Raw genomic sequence first — 16,166 nt, 5'->3', positions numbered from 1 at the left:
CACGCGAAAGTGCCTCAGGCAGTCTCCTCGAACGCAAATTGCTCGGTATCGACCGAGGCCTGCGCGGCGGGAGAATAGCGCGGGCCCTTGACGGCTTCCGGCTGGAACACCTCGTCGAGCAATGCCACCTGGTCCGGCGACAACGCCAGTTCGGCGGCCTTGAAATTGTCTTGCAGGTGCTTGCGACTGGTCGTTCCGGGGATCGGCACACAATCGGGGTCCTTCACCAGGGTCCAGGCAATCGCCAGCTGAGATGTCGTCACCCCCATGTCGCCTGCCATCTCCTGCGCCTGTTTCAGCAACGGCAGGTTCTCGGTCCAGTAGGGTTCGGTCCAGCGCGGGAAGATGCGGCGCATGTCGCTGGGGTGGTAATCGGCCGGCGCCGGCGGATTGTCAGCCAGGTAGCCCCGCCCGACAGGCGAGAAGGGCACGAACGTCACGCCCAGCTCCTTGCAGGCATCCAGCACCGCGATCTCGGGATTGCGTGTCAGCAGCGAATATTCCGATTGCATTGCCGAAACGGGGTGCACCGCATGGGCCCGGCGCAGCAGGCCCTCGCCCATTTCCGACAGGCCGACCATGCGGATCTTGCCTTCGGTCACGAGGTCGGCCATTGCGCCCATCGAATCCTCGATCGGCACAGCCTTGTCGGGCCGGTGCATGTAGTAGAGATCGATCACATCGCGCTGCAGTCGTTTCAGGCTGGCCTCGCAAGCGGTCTTGATACTCTCCGGCCGTGCATCGATCCGCCGCTTCTCGCCATCGAACATCAGCACGCACTTGCTCGCCTGCAGATAGTTATTCTTCCTGTCCTTGAGCGTTTCGCCGATCAGCGTCTCATTCTTGCCGAAACCATAGATCGTCGCCGTGTCGAGGAAATTGTATCCGAGATCGAGCGCCTCGTGCAGCAGCGCCGCCGCATCGCCCTCATCTGATGGTGGCCCATAGCCATGATGCAAGTTCATGCAACCGAGTCCCACAGGATAAACCGTGTCCGACCCCAGCTTGCGCGGTGTTGTGCTCATATCGAAGTCTCTCTGCTGGCCTCTTTGCGACAGACTAGGCGCCAGACGGCGAGCGGGGCAACCTGTGAATGGCGTGACAGTGCGCCGGAGCCTGATGATTCAGGTCAAGGCACTGCCATGCCTGCGGAGTCAGGATGACCGGGGATCACCAGACAGGAGGCGCACCCCATGGAAGATGTTGAAAAGCTGCTCAAAGGCACAGTCGATGAACTCGAAAAGCTGCTGGATGCCCGCAATGTGCTGGGTGAGGCGATTGAGCGCGACGGGACCACGATCATCCCGATGGTCAGTTATGGTTTCGGATTTGGCGCCGGCGGCGGCACCAGCCAGAAGAATGGCGCCAATAGCGGCACAGGCGCCGGCGGCGGAATCAAGCCGCTCGGCGCGATCATCATCGACAAGGCCGGTGCACGTGTCGAAGGCATTAAGGGCGCTGTGTCCAGTATCGCCGAAGTCGTCGGCGAAGTGGCCGCCCACGCCGTAGACAAGGCGTCGGAACGCGAGTCCAAGCCTGCCACGAAGAAGTAAGCCGCGGTGGCGGGCGTGCTTGCAGCCTTGGCCGGGGCATTTGTTCTGGTGCTTATGGTGCTGGTCCTTTTGCTCGGCACACCGGTGAAGCTTCAGCTGGCTTTCCGGTCACGTCCGCAACGTCGCGTGACCGTGAAGGCCCGCCTGCTCGGCGGCCTGACGCCTGCCATGGGCATCTATGACAGCGAAGCGGAGACACCCGCCGGCCCGCCGCCCGAACGCAAGCAGACGAAAAAGGGCGGCATGGCCTTGTCCAGGGTCCGCCGGATGGCTGCGGCGGCGCCGGACCTGCTGGCTGGCCTGCGGCGACCGGTCCATGTCGAGTCCATCGCGCTCGACGCCGAGTTCGGTCTGGGCGACCCGGCAGAAACCGGCCAGTTGTTCGGTATGCTGACACCGCTGATCTATGCCATGCCGCAATCGCCAGCCGTCAGCCTCGTCGTTCGCCCGAATTTCAATGAGTGCTGCCTGCGCGGGGCGGCGGACGCTGTCATCCGGTTCATCCCATTCGGATTCGTGCCGCCCGTCCTGCGCTTTGCCTGGCGCGCCTATGGTCCGAGGCGATGAAGGTCGCCCTGGAACAGCCGGTCCGGATTGGCGATGTCGCGGTCGCGGCCATCGTGGAGACCACGATCACATGCCATGAATGGCCCGGCCGCCTTGCGGTCCAGTCCCGCAAAAGACCGCTCGCCGTCCTAGTGCACGGCGCAGGCGTGACTCGCGCCTACAATGTGGAGGGAGTGGAAATCAGCCCGGACGATTTCGACGCACAGTTTCCCGGCCAGCGTGCGGATTTTGAATGCCGGCTGAATCCCGAGGGCGAACAGGCTCGACACCTCATGCAACCAGCACCGTCTTCCGGTTAACGAAGGCCTTGATGCCATCTGCCGCCAGCTCGCGTCCGTAGCCGGACTGTTTGATCCCGCCGAAGGGCAGGCGCGGGTCTGATGCAACCAGTGCATTCACGAAGGTCGATCCGGCTTCAAGATCGCGCGAGACCTGCTCGATCTCGCTTTCATCCTGCGTGAAGATCGCAGAGCCGAGCCCGAAATCACTCTGGTTGGCCCTGCGAATCGCCTCGCTCAGGCTGTCGACGCGCCAGACATTGGCAACGGGGCCGAACATTTCCTGATCCGCGCCTGGTGTCCCGTCTGGCGCGTCCGCCAGAACCTGTGGTGCGAACCACCAACCGGTGTCGGCGACCTTTGTCAGCTTGCTGATCCGCTTCGCGCCGCCCTTCAGTGTCGCCTCGACCTGTTCGGCGAGTTCGTCGCGAATGGCCTCGGTTGCCAGCGGGCCGATATCAGTGTCGTCAAGCAGCGGATCGCCGACGCGCAGCGCGTCGATCTTCGCCACCAGGGCCTCAGTGAATGCGTCGTAGATATGGGCGTGAACAAAGAAACGCTTCGCCGCGATGCACGACTGGCCATTGTTCCGTGTGCGCGACTTCACTGCCGCATCCACTGCCTTGCCGAGGTCCGCCGACGGCATCACGATAAAAGCGTCCGACCCGCCCAGCTCCAGCAGCGAGGGCTTCAGCTCGTCGCCGGCAATGCTGGCAACGCTGCGTCCGGCAGGGCCGGATCCCGTCAGCGTCACGGCCTTCACGCGGCGGTCGCGGATAACGCCTTCAACCGTTCTCGATCCGATCAGTAGTGTCTGGAAACAGCCTTCCGGAAATCCAGCCTCGCGGAACACGGCCTCGATATTCAGGGCAGAGCCCCACACATTCGAGGCGTGTTTCAACAGGCCGACATTGCCCGCCATCAGGGTCGGCGCGGCAAAGCGGAAAACCTGCCAGAACGGGAAGTTCCACGGCATCACGGCCAGCACCGGCCCGACAGGCAGGTGGCGCACATAGGCGCGTTTCGCTTCCGTCTGGATGTGCTCATCGGCGAGGTAGGCTTCGGCATGCTCGGCATAATGGCGGCAGACGAGGGTGCATTTTTCGATCTCTGCGACGGCTTCGCGCAGCGGCTTGCCCATTTCCAGCACCATCGTGCGGGCATAGGTGTCCTTTCGGTTCTCCAGGATGTCGGCGGTCTTGTGCATCAGGCGCGACCGTTCGGCGAAGCTGGTCAGGCGCCATGTCTGGAAACACGCGTCAGCTCGGTCGATCGCCGCATCGACACGGGCACTGTCGAACGGAGTAAATGTCTGCAGGACGTCTCCGGTGGCGGGGTTGATCGAGGTGACGACGGGCGTGCTCATGAGGCGATCCTTCGGCTTAACTTCAAACCTATATAGGCATATACAGCGCCGATGAGTTCCATGCCTCGCCTTTTCGTGAATGCCGACCTCGTCGCAGGCGAGTCATTCGCCCTCGACGAGGCGCAGGCGAATTACCTGATACGCGTCATGCGCCTCGGCTTCGGCGATGCGGCCCGCGTCTTCAATGGACGAGACGGTGAATGGCGCGCCGAGATCAGCAAGGCTGAAGGCCGTCGCGCCGAGATGACTCCGGCCAGGCAGCTGCGCGAACAGGCCGGGCAGGGCGGTCCGCTGCTCACGCTGCTGTTTGCTCCGGTGAAGAAATCCGAGACGGATTTCATTGTCGAGAAGGCGACCGAACTCGGTGCCGCCCGCATCCAGCCCGTCATCACCGAGCGTACGCAAACTCGCAACGTCCGCCTCGACCGGTTCCAGAAGATCGCCCTCGAAGCGGCCGAGCAGACCGAGCGCCTCGACCTGCCGGACGTGGCCGATGCTGTCAGCCTCGACGCCGCGCTCGCGGCCCTGCCATCCGGCACGGCCCTGATCTACTGCGACGAAGCAGGCGATGAGGCGGATGCGCCCTGGGGCGGGCAGGCGGGCCGGGCCCGGCCGATGGCGAATGTGCTGCCGGAGATCAAACGCCGTCCTGCCGCCATCCTGATCGGTCCCGAAGGCGGCTTCAGCCCGTCAGAACGCTCACACTTGCGCGCCCTCAAGGATACATATCCGGTGAGTCTCGGCCCCCGCATCCTGCGTGCTGAAACGGCGGCAGTGGCAGCGATGACCCTGTGGCAGGCCTTGTGTGGTGATTGGGGCGCCTAGAACGACCAGCGCTTCAGCGGCATCGGCACTTCGTCGACCCAGCGGCGCTTCCAGTCGAGTACAACGCCGACGCGGTGATCGATCTTGCCGTCCCAGTGCGGCTTCAGGCCGACCGCCTGCAGCAGGTCGAACAATTCCTGCGCGATGGCGATATGGGCAACGTCCAGTTCCGAGCGCACTGCGCCATAACTGAAATAAAGGCCGTGGCCTTCGACGGCGCTTTCGGTGTCCTGCTGGTGGAAAAACACGTAGCCGCGGGCCTGCTGGCCCATCGCTTCATAGTCTTCGATTTCCACGCCGATTTCGGCAGCCCCGCAATTGCCGCAACAAGTGAAATTCTGCCGCGCAACGACCCCATTGTCCTCAAGCGTGTCCATGGCCAGTTCAAGGCGGTCATAGTCGGTCAGTACCGGCCAGCTTTCCTGCTCATCGACCAGTGCCTGCACGGCGGTGACCAGCGCCTGGCGCACTTCGACCCGGCGGTCACGTTCGGACATGGTTGTCTCGAAGTCCTCGGTGAGTTCGAAGAGAATTTCCTCGATCTCGTCGATTTCCTCATAGCCGCCCCGCACGTGGATATGCGCCCACATTTTCAGGTCGTCACGCTCGTCTGCCTTCAGCCTGTTCACGCTGGTCCCTCTGAATTCTCATTTCCGACGAGAGGATAACCCGGTTGGCGTCGGGATGAAACATCCCTATGTGCACTTCCATCGCCGATTTATGGGAGGCACCAGATGACCACACCGACGTCGGACATCGACGAGTCCTCCGCGCGTATCGAATCCAAGTCAGAACTGGTTGAGTACCTTGCCGCAGGGTCAAAGCCCATGGCGGACTGGCGCATCGGTACGGAGCACGAGAAATTCGGCTTCATCAAGGATGGCTTGCGCCCGCTCCCTTATGAAGGCGACGCATCCATTCGCGCCATGCTGGAAGGCCTGCGCGACCAGTTCGGCTGGGAGCCGATTGTCGAGGGTGGCCACCTTATCGGCCTGAAACAGAACGGCGCCAGCGTTTCGCTCGAGCCTGGCGGCCAGTTCGAATTGTCCGGCGCGCCGCTCGAAACTATCCACCAGACCTGCAACGAGGTCGGCCGCCATCTGGAAGAAGTGCGCCAGGTGGCCGAACCGCTGGGCATTGCCTTCCTGGGGCTCGGCGCCAGCCCGCTCTGGAGCCTTGCCGAAACACCGGTCATGCCCAAGGGCCGCTACCGCATCATGACCGCCTATATGGACAAGGTCGGCCGCCTTGGCCGCCAAATGATGTTCCGCACCTGCACCGTTCAGGCGAACCTCGATTTCGGTTCGGAAGCCGACATGGTGAAGAAATTCCGCGTATCGCTCGCCCTGCAGCCGCTTGGCACCGCCCTGTTCGCCAACTCGCCGTTCCTCGACGGGCGCCCCAACGGCTTCCTGTCCTATCGCTCGCAGATCTGGACCGATACTGACCCCGACCGCACGGGCATGCTGCCTTTCGTCTTCGATCAGGGCTTCGGCTTCGAGCAATATGTCGACTATGCGCTCGACGTGCCGATGTATTTCGTCCGCCGCAAGGGCGAGTATCTCGACGCCAGCGGCCTCAGCTTTCGCGACTTCATGGCCGGCAAGCTGCCGATCCTGCCCGGCGAAAAGCCCGCAATGGACGATTTTGCCGACCATCTCTCGACCATTTTTCCGGAAGTGCGCCTGAAGCGCTTCCTCGAGATGCGCGGCTCCGATGCCGGTCCGTGGAGCCGCCTCTGTGCCTTCTCCGCCTTCTGGACGGGCCTGATGTACTGCCCGGACTGCCTCGATGCGGCCTGGGACCTCGTGAAGGACTGGACAGCTGCCGAGCGCGAATCCATGCGCCAGGGCGTGCGGACCCTGGGCTTGCGGACGCCTGTTCCCGGTGGCGGCTCGATGCAGGATCTCGCCAAGCAGGTGCTTGCCATTTCCCGGCAGGGCCTGAAGAATCGGGCGAACCTCTCCACGTCCGGGGACGACGAGACCGGCTACCTCACCGAACTCGACGATATCGCAACCACCGGGCTCACCCCTGCCGACCGCCTTCTGGCCCGCTATCACGGCCCGTGGAACCGCGATGTGCGTCCGATTTTCGCGGAAGAGGCGTATTAGGGGCACGCTTTTGCGCTGTCAGAGCCCTGCTTAAGCACAAATTGCCTTGAGCCTTCGCGCGGTGCGTGGTCAAACTCCCCGCTTGCGCCGCGTGCGTGCCACAGACTGAAACGAGCCTGGGGAGGGCCACTGTGACAGATACTACGATTTCAAAGATTGATCCCGTTGCGGGAGACACGAGCTTTTTCGGTCATCCGAAGGGCCTGCTGATCCTGTTCCTGACCGAGATGTGGGAGCGCTTTTCCTATTACGGGATGCGCGGCCTGCTGATCCTCTACCTGACGCAGCATTTCCTGTTCTCGGACGAGCGCTCAGCGGTGATGTACGGTGCCTATACGGCGCTGGTCTATGTCATGACGATTATCGGCGGAACGCTGGCTGACCGGTATCTCGGACAGAGAAAAGCCGTCACGTTCGGAGCCATCCTCCTGTGCCTCGGGCATTTCGGAATGGCGTTCGAAGGGTCCGGCTCGAAGGAAATCATCGACACCGGCACCGACCGGATCGAGATTGTTGACGAAGGGCGCGGCAGCAACCGCCAGCTGTTCATTGAAGACGACGGATCCCTGAAGCGGATCGTGTTCGATGGCGAGACCGGCGATATCAATGTGCTCGCATCCGACGACCGCCAGAAAGAGCCAACAGCGGAAGTTGCCCGGACCATACCGGCAGACGGTTTCACCACCGTGATCGAGCGCGAAGCCCTGTACATGAACATCCTGTACCTGTCGCTGGCCCTCATCATTGCCGGCGTCGGGTACCTCAAGGCCAACATCTCGACGATCGTGGGTGCGCTCTACGAGTTTGACGACCCGCGCCGTGATTCGGGCTTCACCCTGTTCTATATGGGCATCAACCTTGGCGCGTTCCTGTCTTCGATCACCTGCGGTATTCTCGGCATCGTCTATGGCTGGGCCTGGGGCTTCGGCCTCGCCGGCATTGGCATGCTGGGCGGCCTGCTCATCTTCCTGTGGGGACAGAAATACCTTGGCGGAAGAGCGGAGCCACCGAACCCGGAAATGCTGAAAAAATCCTTCCTCGGCCCAATCAGCGTGGAGCTGGCCTGCTATCTCGCAGGTCTGGTCATCATCGGCGTGGCCATGCTGATTGTCATGAATGCCGAGATCATTCCCGATGGATTTGTCGGCGGCCTAGGTGTGCTCGTGTTCATTGGTCTCGTCACCTACGCTTTCGTGACCATGAAGGGCGCCGAGCGGAATCGCATGTTTGCCGCGATCTACTTCGTTCTGGCACAAATCCCGTTCTGGGCGCTGTTCGAACAGGCGGGATCCTCGCTGAACCTGTTCACTGATCGTCTGGTCGACAAGACCATGTTTGGCGTCGAAGTGCCCGCGCCGGTCTTCCAGGCGTTGAATGCGGGCTACATCGTCATCTTTGCGCCAATCCTGGCCTGGCTGTGGATTGCGCTCGCGAAACGGAAGCTGGAGCCGTCAACACCGGTGAAGTTCGCCGTGGGCGTGTTCCTTGCCGGGCTCGGCTTCCTGTCGCTTGTGGCAGGGATTGGTGCGTCCGGGTCGACAGGCCTGACGGCCGTGTACTTCATCTTCCTGATCTACTGGGTGCACACGATGGGTGAACTCATGGTCTCGCCTGTCGGGCTGTCCGCGGTCACGAAGATGGCACCCGCGCGTGTCGTTGGCATGACGATGGGCGCATGGTTCCTCTATTCCGGCCTGTCGAACTATCTTGCCGGCATCATCGCTCGCGGGACCGGTGCTGAAACCATTGGCGGCCAGATCACTGATGTCGCCGCGGCCAAGGCCAATTATGCCGCCGTCTATGCGAATGTCGGATATGTCGCCATGGGCGTCGGCGTGGTGATGCTCCTGATCTCTCCGATCATCAAGAGCTGGATGAAGGCTGACCACTTGCCCGAAGAGTCTCCGATGGTTTCGGACGAGATGTCGTAGGAAAAGAGCGATACCAAACAAGAAGGGCGGCCTTTGCGGGCCGCCCTTTTTCGTTTTGGACGAAAACAAGTCTATCGCATCGGTGGATTGAACGGATCGGTGGGCAGGCCGCGCTTGATCCAGCCGTCGCCGTCGCCGAGATGCCCCGTCATGCCTTCGGACACATTGAACACGTGGGCGAATCCTTCCGAGACCAGCTTCTGTGCCGCAGATGTCGACCGGTTGCCCGATTTGCAGATTACCGCCACGGGGTGTTCGAGATCGCCATAAACCGCTCCCCGCGCCCGTGCGACAAAGTCGATATCCTGAAGCGTCGCGCCAACACTATCGCGCGGCATGCCGGTCATTGCCCATTCGGTCGGGGTGCGCACATCGATCAGGACCAGTTCGCCCTTTTGCGACATCTGGTAGGCCGAATCGGCGCTCAGGGTTTCGACATCCGCCATCGCCGCGCCACCAAGGCCAAGGGCTCCGCATACCAGTGTCAGGAACTGAATTCTCATTGCCGTCATTCACCTCTACGCTGCCAGAGGGCAGGCCCTCCGATAATGTGGCAACAACGTGGCAAAACCCCTGCGACGCCGCAAGAGTCTCATGGCAAAATGACAGGAATTTTATCCAGCGCCGCCAACGGTTAAGGCACCGACCTTGAGGGTTGGCTGTCCCACGCCCACCGGAACCGATTGCCCGGCCTTGCCGCATACGCCGACGCCGTCATCCATGGCGAAATCATTGCCGATCATGGACACCTGCTGCAGCACGGTCGGCCCGTGGCCGATCAATGTGGCGTTTTTCACCGGGGCAACGATCTTGCCGTCTTCGACGAGGTAAGCCTCGGTGCACTGGAACACGAAATTGCCCGACGTGATGTCGACCTGACCGCCGCCGAAGTCGACGGCCCAGAGGCCGCGCTTGATCGAGGCGACAATCTCGTCCGGGTCCTTGTCGCCGCCCAGCATGACCGTATTGGTCATTCGCGGCATGGTCTGCGCCTCATAGCTTTCGCGCCGCCCATTGCCGGTCGGGGCGACGCCCATCAGGCGGGCATTCAGCCGGTCCTGCATATAGCCCTTCAGGATGCCGTCCTCGATCAGGACCGTGCGCTGGGTCGGCGTGCCTTCATCATCGAAGGAGAGCGAGCCGCGGCGTGCCTCGATACTGCCATCGTCGATCACGGTGACGCCTTTGGCGGCGACCTGTTCGCCGATCCGTCCGGCATAGACACTCGTGCCCTTGCGGTTGAAGTCGCCTTCCAGACCGTGCCCGACGGCTTCGTGCAGCAGCACTGCGGGCCAGCCCGGGCCGAGCACGACTTCCATCACGCCCGCAGGCGTCGGGATGGATTGCAGGTTCACCGAGGCCTTGCCGAGCGCCCGGCGGACCATGCCCTGCCAGCGTTCAGGTTGGATCCACTCGTCATAGGCGGCGCGGCCGCCTGCGCCAGCACTTGCGGATTCGCGCCGGCCATTTTCTTCCAGTGTCACCGAAACGTTGAGGCGCACCAGCGGGCGTATCTCGGAGAAGGTCGCCCCGTCCGGGCGGACAATGTCGATCTCCCGGTGGCTGCCGGCGAGCGAAACCGAGACTTGCACAACGCGCGGATCAAGCGCCCGCGTCCAGGCATCGATTTCGGCGAGCAGGCCGGTCTTGACCGTGAAGTCCGGTGCGGAGGTCGGGTCAATCGGCGCATAGAGGCGGCGATTGGTCGGTTGCGGGCCGTCGGCCAGCTTGCCGGAATAACCGCGCTTGGCCTGGGACGCCGTCTGGGCCGCGCGGGTAATCGCGCCAAGAGACAGTTCGGAGCCATATCCGCTGCCCTGTGCCTCGCCCGCCACGACGCGCAGGCCGAAGCCCTGGTCGGTATCGAACGCAGCCGATTTCAGCCGCCCGTCATCGAACATGAAGCTTTCAGAGCGCGACCGCTCGATGAACAGGTCACCGTCGTCTCCACCGGAAACGGCATCAGACAGGATATCCGCAGCGCGGGCGACGTCGAAAGGCAATTGGGTCTGGGTCATCCATCCTAAATGCGTGTGATCGGCGTCCGCAGCAAGGGCAAAGCCTGTCATGCGGCACCAGAGGCTGCGGCCAACTCGCCGCCGCGCGGATCAACCTGCGTGCAAAATTCGACGGACGCCTAGTTGGTGGTGACTTCGAAACGTTCCATCTGGCGCTTGGCCAGGTCTGAATCGGGGTTCAGTTCATCGGCCCGCTTGAAGTCGAAATAGGCGCCCTGGATGTCACCCGTGCGCTCCTTGGCGATCGCACGATTGTAATAGGCGGCGTAGAGATCGTGGGAGTCGAGTTCTATCGCCTTGTTCAGCGACACCATGGCCGCATTGAAATCCTTCCGCATGATATGAGCGGCGCCTTCGTTGAGATAGGTTGCGCCTTCATCCGGATTTAGCCGCTTGGAGATGTCATAGTCCGAAAGGGCCGCCTCAAGCCTGCCCGCCCGCATGCGCAACACGCCGCGATTAGTATACGTGGCGGCCTTGTTCGTCACGTTCATGATCTCGGATTCGATCGCCTTGGTGCAGATTTTCTCGCCTTCGCTGGCGGAAACGCGCTGATACTTGGCCGCTTCGTAGCAGTCCTTGGCGATGCCGCCCCCGATAATGGTTACTTGCGCAATGGCCAAGGGGGCGGACAGCGTCACTGCGATCAACGCGAGTGCCGGGAATTTCAACATTGTCGTCTCCCTGTTCTTATTGTTTTTTCCAAAATAGCATGAATTCCCCAAAGCGGCGAGCGCCTGCGACAATATTGAGCGTCAAAACTGCTGGGTTGCGGGGGCGGTCTGATATAGATACAGCGGAGCAATTCCAACGAGACGAGGATTCCTTCGTGCGACACTTCCTTGCCGCCTTGTGCGCTTCAATACTGGCTGCACCGGCCTTCGCTGCCACCCCCGTCGACGGGGCGCTCGGCTTCCAGCCTGCTGCAACGCGCATTGCTGAGCGCATTCATTTCTTCCACGACGACTATGTCATGTGGATCATCACCGCGATCACGATCTTCGTGTCGCTACTGCTGATCTGGGTCATGGTGCGCTACAATCGCAAGTCCAATCCTGTGTCGCGCAAATTCAGCCACAACTCGCTGATCGAGGTCATCTGGACGGTCGTTCCGGCGCTGATCCTGGTCGCGATTGCCGGTCTGTCCTTCCCGAACCTCTACTATCAGGACGTCGTGCCGAACCTTGAGAAGATCCAGACCGAATCAGCTGAGCTGCTGGCAGACGGCAAGTCCGCAGCCTACGAGCGCTACACAAAGAACTATTTTCCGGACGCCGCAGCCAAGGGCTTCGTGAACGTGAAGGCCCAGGGCAACCAGTGGAACTGGACCTATTCCTACCCAGACATCCTTGACGCCGATGGCGTTGCGCTGGAATTCGTATCCAACGGCATCCACAAGGGCACCTCTGGCGATCCGACTGATACAGACGTGCGTCCGCGTAACCTTGCCGTCGACTATCCGATGGTCATCCCGGCTGGGCGTTATATCCGCTATTACACTGCGGCGGCCGACGTGATCCACTCGTGGACCGTTCCTGCTTTCGGCGTGAAAACGGATGCTGTACCAGGTCGTCTCAACGAAGGCTGGTTCCTGGTCGACGAACCGGGCGTCTATTACGGCCAGTGTTCGGAACTATGCGGCGTTGATCACGCCTACATGCCAATTGAGGTGCGTGTCGTGCCACAGGAACAATTCGATGCATGGGCCCAGCTGATGCTGGCAGGCGACTATGAAGCCGCCGCCGCGTCCGTTCGGACCATGGCCGCACTTGAGACGAGCACCCAGCTCGCCGCCAACCACTAAGCTTTGAGAGAAGAGTAGATCCGCCATGCCAATGGATGAAATCGCCCTCGACCATCACCACGATGCCCACGATCACAAGCCCGGCTTTTTCAAGCGCTGGTTCCTGTCGACCAACCACAAGGACATCGGAACACTTTATCTGATCTTCTCGCTGTGTGCGGGTATCGTCGGCTACACGCTGTCGGGCCTTATCCGTTGGGAACTGGCCGAGCCGGGCATCGGCCCGATGCTTTGGATCGTCGAACACCTTCAAGGCGTTCAGGGCGATGCGGCCATTGCGCATGCCAAGCATTTCTACAATACCGTGATCACCTATCACGGCCTGATCATGATCTTCTTCATGGTCATGCCAGCCCTGATCGGCGGATTCGGCAACTGGTTCGTGCCGCTTATGATCGGCGCGCCGGACATGGCCTTTCCACGTATGAACAACATCTCGTTCTGGCTGACGGTTGCCGGTTTCGTGCTCGCCTGTATCTCAATGGCTGTTCCGGGCACGTCGGCCGGTAACGGCTTTGGCGGTGGCTGGGTGCTGTATCCTCCGCTTTCCTCGACAACAGGTCACCCTGGGCCAGCCATGGACCTTCTGATCCTGTCGTTGCACACGGCCGGTATCGCGTCGATCCTTGGCGCCATCAACTTCATCGTGACCATCCTGAACATGCGCGCGCCTGGCATGACCATGCACAAGATGCCGCTGTTTGCCTGGGGCGTGCTGGTCACGGCTGTCCTGCTGCTCCTGTCCCTGCCGGTTCTCGCTGGCGCGCTGACGATGCTGCTGACAGACCGCAATTTCGGCTCGCAATTCTTCAATCCCGCCGGCGGCGGCGATCCGATCATGTTCCAGCACCTGTTCTGGTTCTTCGGTCACCCGGAAGTCTACATCATGATCCTGCCGGCCTTCGGCATTGTCAGCCACATCGTGTCGACCTTCTCGAAAAAGCCGATCTTCGGCTATCTCGGCATGGCCTATGCGATGGTTTCGATCGGCGTCATCGGCTTCGTCGTGTGGGCGCACCACATGTACACGGTCGGCATGAACGTGGACCTCAAGGCCTATTTCATCGCGGCGACCATGGTCATTGCGGTGCCCACCGGCATCAAGATCTTCTCGTGGATCGCGACGATGTGGGGCGGTTCCATCGACTTCAAGGTTCCGATGCTCTGGGCGATCGGGTTTGTCTTCCTGTTCACAGTCGGCGGCGTTACCGGTGTCGTGCTTGCCAATGCCGGTATCGACCATGCCCTGCACGACACCTATTACGTCGTTGCCCACTTCCACTACGTGCTGTCACTCGGCGCCGTATTCGGCCTGTTCGCAGGCTGGTACTACTGGTTCGAGAAGATGTTCGGCATCAAGTACAACGGCATGATCGGTGGTCTCCACTTCTGGCTGATGTTCATTGGTTCCAACGTCCTGTTCTTCCCGCAGCACTTCCTCGGCCTGCAAGGCATGCCGCGTCGTTACATCGACTATGCTGACGGTTTCCACACTTGGCACCTCGTGTCGTCGGTTGGTTATGCGATCACGCTCGTTGCCACACTCGTCTTCTTCGTCGGCCTCATCGAAGCGATGGTTCGCCGTCGCAAAGGGGTCGCCAATCCGTGGGGTGAGGGCGCAACGACACTGGAATGGACGCTGCCTTCGCCGCCGCCATTCCACCAGTATAACGAGCTGCCGCACGTCACGACCAAGGGCGGCCACTAGACGCTCAGTTTGCCGGCCCCGGTTCGGGCCTGCATACGGATACGAAAATCGGGGCGGCCCTGCGCTGAAAAAGCGTATGGGCCGTTTCGCTTGAATGCCCCATAAGGCCCTGACAATGACAGACGCACCCGCCACATCCACAAAGCGCTACGCCACGGCGAGCGACTATGTGAACCTGATGAAGCCGCGCATCATGATGCTCGTCGTCTTCACAGCGGCTGCGGGACTCATCGCAGCAGCGAGCGCCACCGACACGCCCATCAACCCGCTGATGGGCGCCATTGCCCTCCTGGCCGTGGCCTTGGGCTCTGGCGCGGCAGGTGCCATCAACATGTGGTTCGATTCAGATATCGATGCGGTCATGACGCGCACGGCCACGCGACCGATACCGTCCGGCGCCGTGCCACGTGAGGAGGCCATCGCGATGGGCCTGATCATGTCCGGCGTCTCGGTCATGCTGATGTGGCTGGCTTCGAACTGGCTGGCGGCCGCCCTGCTCGCCTTTTCGATCTTCTATTATGGCGTCATCTACACGATGTGGCTGAAGCGCTCGACGCCTCAGAACATCGTCATTGGTGGCGGGGCAGGGGCGTTCCCGCCCGTCATCGGATGGGCCGCCGTGACCGGCAACACGCCGCTCGATGCCTGGATCCTGTTTGCCATCATCTTCTTCTGGACGCCGCCGCACTTCTGGGCACTCAGCCTGTTGGCGCATGGTGAGTACGAGAAGGCGGGCGTGCCGATGTTGCCTGTCACACATGGCGCCAAGGCGACCCGCCTGCAGATACTGCTTTATACGATCATCCTCGTTCCGCTGGCACTGACGCCTGTGCTGACCGGCCTTGGCGGCTGGATCTATGCCGCCACGACGGGCGTGCTGGGCGCGGTTTTCATGACTTATGCTGTCAGGGTCTTCCTGTCGAAGGCCGGGGATCCCGATTGTACGGCAGCCGAGAAGAAACTGGCGCGGTCGATGTTCCTGTTCTCGATCCTCTACCTGTTCATCGTCTTCGCCGCGCTGATTATCGAGCGTGCAACCGGCCTGTATTTCGCTGTGAGGGGTTTCTAGATGACCGACGAGAAAGAGCCTTACGCTGGCGAGTTCGTCAATGCACCGATCCTTGATCCCGCGGCGATGGCCGCGCGCAAGAAGCGAAACGTCTGGCTGGGGCTTGCCCTGTTAGGCTTTGTGGTCCTCGTGGCAATTACGACCATGATCCGTCTCTCAAATACTGATCTCAGCCAAGGCGCCGGCTTCTATTACAGCAATAGCGGAAGCCCCGCTCCGGTCGACAAGGCCTCGGCCCTGCCGCCGGGCATGACCGAGGAGCAGGCCGCGCCTCCCGCCGGATTGGAGCCGACGGAGGCGCCGGAATGAAACTGTCCAACCGCACTATTGGCCTCATCGCTGGCGCCGTGTTCGCCGGGATGCTTGGCCTCGCGTTCATGGCGGAGCCGCTCTACAAGAGTTTTTGCCAGATAACAGGCTTCGGCGGCACGACCCGAATCGCGACGCGCGCGCCGAAGGAAATCCTCGATCAACAAGTCACCATGCGTTTCGATGCAAACGTGGCCGACACGGCATTGGTGTTCCGGCCGTTGCAGCGCGAGCAGACAGTGAAAATAGGCCAGCACGGACTCGCCTTCTTCGAGGTCGAGAACCCCACGGACAAGCCGATTCGCGTCATTGCCAGCTACAATGTGACACCGCATTTTGCAGGACCGTACTTCTACAAGCTGGAATGCTTCTGTTTCGAGGAGCGCGTGATCGCGCCCGGCGAATTAAAGAAGCTGCCGGTCGTCTACTTCATTTCCCCAGACATGATCGATGATCACGTGGCCGGGCAGCTCGAGACGATCACGCTCAGTTATACGTTTTTCGACAGTGCAGCCTATAAAGGGCCTCTCAAGCAGGAAGCCAGGGGTGCGGCGAATTCAGCCGCTCCGGGTTGAACCGGTTGCGTTTTTGGCGCGGAGCGGGCTAAACAGCGCAAAGCTATAC

At 61.4% G+C, this 16,166-nt stretch carries 17 protein-coding genes; 11 read left to right on the top strand and 6 right to left on the bottom strand.

The features are described from left to right. Positions 1 to 14: 14 nt before the first annotated feature. A complete protein-coding gene (locus AC0L7I_RS15245; protein WP_473397281.1) occupies positions 15 to 1,025 on the bottom strand; it encodes an aldo/keto reductase in 1,011 nt (336 codons plus the stop codon). Positions 1,026 to 1,193: 168 nt separating this feature from the next. Between AC0L7I_RS15245 and AC0L7I_RS15240 the strand changes: the two genes are divergently transcribed. The 3 genes from AC0L7I_RS15240 to AC0L7I_RS15230 are packed head-to-tail and all read left to right on the top strand — an operon-like array spanning position 1,194 to position 2,419. After that, on the top strand, positions 1,194 to 1,553 hold the full coding sequence (locus AC0L7I_RS15240; RefSeq protein WP_473397280.1) for a GerW family sporulation protein: 360 nt from the start codon (positions 1,194 to 1,196) through the stop codon (positions 1,551 to 1,553). Between the two features lie 15 nt (positions 1,554 to 1,568). Next, entirely contained in the window at positions 1,569 to 2,120 is a 552-nt protein-coding gene (locus tag AC0L7I_RS15235) for a DUF2953 domain-containing protein (protein ID WP_473397279.1), read from the top strand. After that, positions 2,117 to 2,419: a hypothetical protein gene (locus AC0L7I_RS15230; RefSeq protein WP_473397278.1), complete on the top strand. Its 303-nt coding sequence runs from the start codon at positions 2,117 to 2,119 to the stop codon at positions 2,417 to 2,419. Before AC0L7I_RS15235 ends, AC0L7I_RS15230 begins: the two co-directional genes overlap by 4 nt. On the opposite strand, the gene AC0L7I_RS15225 is transcribed toward AC0L7I_RS15230, so the two are convergent. Next, entirely contained in the window at positions 2,391 to 3,764 is a 1,374-nt protein-coding gene (locus tag AC0L7I_RS15225; RefSeq protein WP_473397277.1) for an NAD-dependent succinate-semialdehyde dehydrogenase, read from the bottom strand. The genes AC0L7I_RS15230 and AC0L7I_RS15225 overlap by 29 nt on opposite strands. Positions 3,765 to 3,815: 51 nt before the next feature. On the opposite strand from AC0L7I_RS15225, the gene AC0L7I_RS15220 reads away from it, so the two are divergent. Then, the gene (locus AC0L7I_RS15220; protein WP_473397276.1) at positions 3,816 to 4,589 is read left to right on the top strand and encodes a 16S rRNA (uracil(1498)-N(3))-methyltransferase; all 774 of its coding nucleotides are present in this window, start codon (positions 3,816 to 3,818) and stop codon (positions 4,587 to 4,589) included. On the opposite strand, the gene AC0L7I_RS15215 is transcribed toward AC0L7I_RS15220, so the two are convergent. Beyond that, a complete protein-coding gene (locus AC0L7I_RS15215) occupies positions 4,586 to 5,218 on the bottom strand; it encodes a DUF6891 domain-containing protein (protein ID WP_473397275.1) in 633 nt (210 codons plus the stop codon). The two genes, AC0L7I_RS15220 and AC0L7I_RS15215, sit on opposite strands and share 4 nt — an antisense overlap. 105 nt (positions 5,219 to 5,323) lie before the next feature. Between AC0L7I_RS15215 and AC0L7I_RS15210 the strand changes: the two genes are divergently transcribed. Both AC0L7I_RS15210 and AC0L7I_RS15205 read left to right on the top strand, forming a co-directional pair. Further along, positions 5,324 to 6,703: a glutamate--cysteine ligase gene (locus tag AC0L7I_RS15210; RefSeq protein ID WP_473397274.1), complete on the top strand. Its 1,380-nt coding sequence runs from the start codon at positions 5,324 to 5,326 to the stop codon at positions 6,701 to 6,703. Between the two features lie 131 nt (positions 6,704 to 6,834). After that, positions 6,835 to 8,634: a peptide MFS transporter gene (locus tag AC0L7I_RS15205; protein WP_473397273.1), complete on the top strand. Its 1,800-nt coding sequence runs from the start codon at positions 6,835 to 6,837 to the stop codon at positions 8,632 to 8,634. Positions 8,635 to 8,705: 71 nt separating this feature from the next. Here the strand turns inward: AC0L7I_RS15205 and AC0L7I_RS15200 are convergent, their stop codons facing one another. The 3 genes from AC0L7I_RS15200 to AC0L7I_RS15190 form a co-directional block, all read right to left on the bottom strand. Further along, positions 8,706 to 9,137 carry a rhodanese-like domain-containing protein gene (locus tag AC0L7I_RS15200; RefSeq protein WP_473397272.1) on the bottom strand — a complete coding sequence of 144 codons (432 nt, stop codon included), beginning with the start codon at positions 9,135 to 9,137 and terminating at the stop codon, positions 8,706 to 8,708. Positions 9,138 to 9,248: 111 nt separating this feature from the next. After that, positions 9,249 to 10,652, bottom strand: a complete 1,404-nt coding sequence (gene tldD / locus AC0L7I_RS15195; RefSeq protein ID WP_473397271.1) for a metalloprotease TldD — start codon at positions 10,650 to 10,652, stop codon at positions 9,249 to 9,251. A 119-nt stretch (positions 10,653 to 10,771) separates the two neighbouring features. After that, complete coding sequence (locus AC0L7I_RS15190) at positions 10,772 to 11,326, bottom strand: tetratricopeptide repeat protein (protein ID WP_473397270.1); 555 nt, start codon at positions 11,324 to 11,326, stop codon at positions 10,772 to 10,774. A gap of 155 nt (positions 11,327 to 11,481) precedes the next feature. On the opposite strand from AC0L7I_RS15190, the gene coxB reads away from it, so the two are divergent. The 5 genes from coxB to AC0L7I_RS15165 all read left to right on the top strand — a co-directional run bounded on the left by coxB (position 11,482) and on the right by AC0L7I_RS15165 (position 16,117). Further along, the gene (gene coxB / locus AC0L7I_RS15185; protein WP_473397269.1) at positions 11,482 to 12,456 is read left to right on the top strand and encodes a cytochrome c oxidase subunit II; all 975 of its coding nucleotides are present in this window, start codon (positions 11,482 to 11,484) and stop codon (positions 12,454 to 12,456) included. Between the two features lie 25 nt (positions 12,457 to 12,481). Further along, on the top strand, positions 12,482 to 14,164 hold the full coding sequence (gene ctaD / locus AC0L7I_RS15180) for a cytochrome c oxidase subunit I (protein ID WP_473397268.1): 1,683 nt from the start codon (positions 12,482 to 12,484) through the stop codon (positions 14,162 to 14,164). Between the two features lie 115 nt (positions 14,165 to 14,279). Then, positions 14,280 to 15,233, top strand: a complete 954-nt coding sequence (gene cyoE, locus AC0L7I_RS15175; protein WP_473397267.1) for a heme o synthase — start codon at positions 14,280 to 14,282, stop codon at positions 15,231 to 15,233. Further along, positions 15,234 to 15,542: a hypothetical protein gene (locus AC0L7I_RS15170; protein ID WP_473397266.1), complete on the top strand. Its 309-nt coding sequence runs from the start codon at positions 15,234 to 15,236 to the stop codon at positions 15,540 to 15,542. Then, on the top strand, positions 15,539 to 16,117 hold the full coding sequence (locus AC0L7I_RS15165; protein ID WP_473397265.1) for a cytochrome c oxidase assembly protein: 579 nt from the start codon (positions 15,539 to 15,541) through the stop codon (positions 16,115 to 16,117). Before AC0L7I_RS15170 ends, AC0L7I_RS15165 begins: the two co-directional genes overlap by 4 nt. Positions 16,118 to 16,166 lie beyond the last annotated feature (49 nt).

This window comes from Hyphomonas sp. J20-32 (assembly GCF_055808555.1).
The sequence above is the reverse complement of the archived record's forward strand: the minus strand, read 5'-3'. Positions and strand labels throughout refer to the sequence as shown.

Excerpts from the sequence above, each read along its gene's own strand:
- AC0L7I_RS15245 (WP_473397281.1), bottom strand. The coding sequence starts at position 1,025 with ATGAGCACAACACCGCGCAAGCTGGGGTCGGACACGGTTTATCCTGTG.
- AC0L7I_RS15240 (WP_473397280.1), top strand. The coding sequence starts at position 1,194 with ATGGAAGATGTTGAAAAGCTGCTCAAAGGCACAGTCGATGAACTCGAA.
- AC0L7I_RS15230 (WP_473397278.1), top strand. The coding sequence starts at position 2,117 with ATGAAGGTCGCCCTGGAACAGCCGGTCCGGATTGGCGATGTCGCGGTC.
- AC0L7I_RS15225 (WP_473397277.1), bottom strand. The coding sequence starts at position 3,764 with ATGAGCACGCCCGTCGTCACCTCGATCAACCCCGCCACCGGAGACGTC.
- AC0L7I_RS15220 (WP_473397276.1), top strand. The coding sequence starts at position 3,816 with ATGAGTTCCATGCCTCGCCTTTTCGTGAATGCCGACCTCGTCGCAGGC.
- AC0L7I_RS15210 (WP_473397274.1), top strand. The coding sequence starts at position 5,324 with ATGACCACACCGACGTCGGACATCGACGAGTCCTCCGCGCGTATCGAA.
- AC0L7I_RS15200 (WP_473397272.1), bottom strand. The coding sequence starts at position 9,137 with ATGAGAATTCAGTTCCTGACACTGGTATGCGGAGCCCTTGGCCTTGGT.
- tldD (WP_473397271.1), bottom strand. The coding sequence starts at position 10,652 with ATGACCCAGACCCAATTGCCTTTCGACGTCGCCCGCGCTGCGGATATC.
- AC0L7I_RS15190 (WP_473397270.1), bottom strand. The coding sequence starts at position 11,326 with ATGTTGAAATTCCCGGCACTCGCGTTGATCGCAGTGACGCTGTCCGCC.
- ctaD (WP_473397268.1), top strand. The coding sequence starts at position 12,482 with ATGCCAATGGATGAAATCGCCCTCGACCATCACCACGATGCCCACGAT.
- cyoE (WP_473397267.1), top strand. The coding sequence starts at position 14,280 with ATGACAGACGCACCCGCCACATCCACAAAGCGCTACGCCACGGCGAGC.
- AC0L7I_RS15170 (WP_473397266.1), top strand. The coding sequence starts at position 15,234 with ATGACCGACGAGAAAGAGCCTTACGCTGGCGAGTTCGTCAATGCACCG.
- AC0L7I_RS15165 (WP_473397265.1), top strand. The coding sequence starts at position 15,539 with ATGAAACTGTCCAACCGCACTATTGGCCTCATCGCTGGCGCCGTGTTC.